The organism is Aquisalibacillus elongatus (assembly GCF_003843875.1).
Lineage (GTDB): Bacteria > Bacillota > Bacilli > Bacillales > Alkalibacillaceae > Aquisalibacillus > Aquisalibacillus elongatus.
The window spans coordinates 1-1,466 of sequence record NZ_RKRF01000004.1; the positions used below are offsets into that span (position 1 = coordinate 1).

The 1,466-nt window shown below is 34.9% G+C and carries 1 protein-coding gene and 1 pseudogene; both read right to left on the minus strand.

Annotated elements, in window-relative coordinates; all coding sequences use genetic code 11:
• Window positions 1-22 precede the first annotated feature (22 nt).
• A pseudogene (locus tag EDC24_RS00510) lies at window positions 23-889 on the minus strand (IS3 family transposase); the annotation flags it as partial.
• Complete coding sequence (locus EDC24_RS00515; protein ID WP_124218928.1) at window positions 850-1,413, minus strand: helix-turn-helix domain-containing protein; 564 nt, start codon at window positions 1,411-1,413, stop codon at window positions 850-852. The pseudogene EDC24_RS00510 and the gene EDC24_RS00515, both read right to left, overlap by 40 nt.
• Window positions 1,414-1,466 lie beyond the last annotated feature (53 nt).

Consider the following 1,466-nt stretch of genomic DNA (forward strand, 5'->3'; position numbering starts at 1 on the left):
CCCCAAAAAGTTAGAGTTTTAATTATGCAGCTGATTGGCTGGTTTGAGTTCGGTATTTAACTGGACATAAACCAGCCAATTTTAATTTAATGCGTTCGTTATTGTAGTAATAAATGAATTCCTCAATTTTTTGTTTTAGTTCCTCATAAGACATTAATGCCTCACCGTAATACATTTCTTGTTTCATAATTCCAAAGAAATTCTCCATTGTGGCATTATCTGCACATGTCGCTTTCCTAGACATACTTTGAAAAATCTTGTTTGTCTTTAATGTGTTGACCCATTTTCTATGTTGGTACTGCCATCCTTGATCTGAATGTATGGTAGTTCGATACTCTGCTTTATTAGTGATAATCTCTATTGCTTGATTAAGTGGTTGAATCACAAAATCTAATGTTGGTTTCCTAGACATACCGTAAGAGACGATTTCGCCATTATATAAATCTAAAATGGGACTCAAGTAAAGTTTCTCATTTCCAGCACACTTAAATTCAGTAACGTCTGTAACTAGCTTTTGTAGAGGTATAGACGTGTTAAATCGTCGATTTAAACGATTTTTCGCTACCTTACCGACAGTTCCTTTATAAGATTTGTAACGAGATTTACGTGTGAACTTTTCACACTTTAATCTGAGCTCTCTCATGATTCGTTGTACTTTCTTATGATTTATTTGATAGCCTTTAGCTCTTAATTCTAAATGAATACGACGATAACCGTATCTCTGTCCATGTTTTTGAAACAATTCTCTAATAATTTCTTTCAGTTCTTTATCAGGATCTTCCTTCTTCAATTGATGAATGTGATAATGATAAGTTGCTTCTGGTATGCCTACTACTACTAACACATTTCTTAATTTGAACCCTTCTTCTTTGAGTTCGAATGCCAACGCTGCTTGTGCTTTTCGAGGTAGGCATTCGGGTTCTCCTGAAAAGCTTTTAACTTTTTTAAATAAGCATTTTCTAGTCGAAGGAGTTCATTTTCACGTTCTAATTGTTCCTCACGCGACATTGCCTTTTCTTGCTTTGATTGTTTCGTTTTTCTCTTTCCAGACATAGGAGCCCGTCCTTTCGGTTTTTCTTTGAGCCCTTCTATTCCTTCAATAAGAAAAGTTCGCATCCAGTTCGCAATTAGAGATGGATTACGCAGTTTAAATTCTATGGCTGTGTCTTTATAAGAAGTGCCCGTTTGTCTTATAAAGTTTAATACATCTAGCTTAAATTGAACAGGATAAACAGTTTTAGAACGCTTTTTACGTAACCCATCCTCACCAAATGCCTTGTAAGCATTTACCCATATTCTGATCTGTGCCTTATCTGGAACGTTATATTTTTTAGCCAATAAACGATAGCCCATCGGGCCTTCTAAATATTCCTTAACAATTTTTAATTTAAAACTATCACTATATTTTGCCATATGAAAACACCCCAAAAGTTAGATTTTTACTCTAACTTTTGGGGTGCAGTACC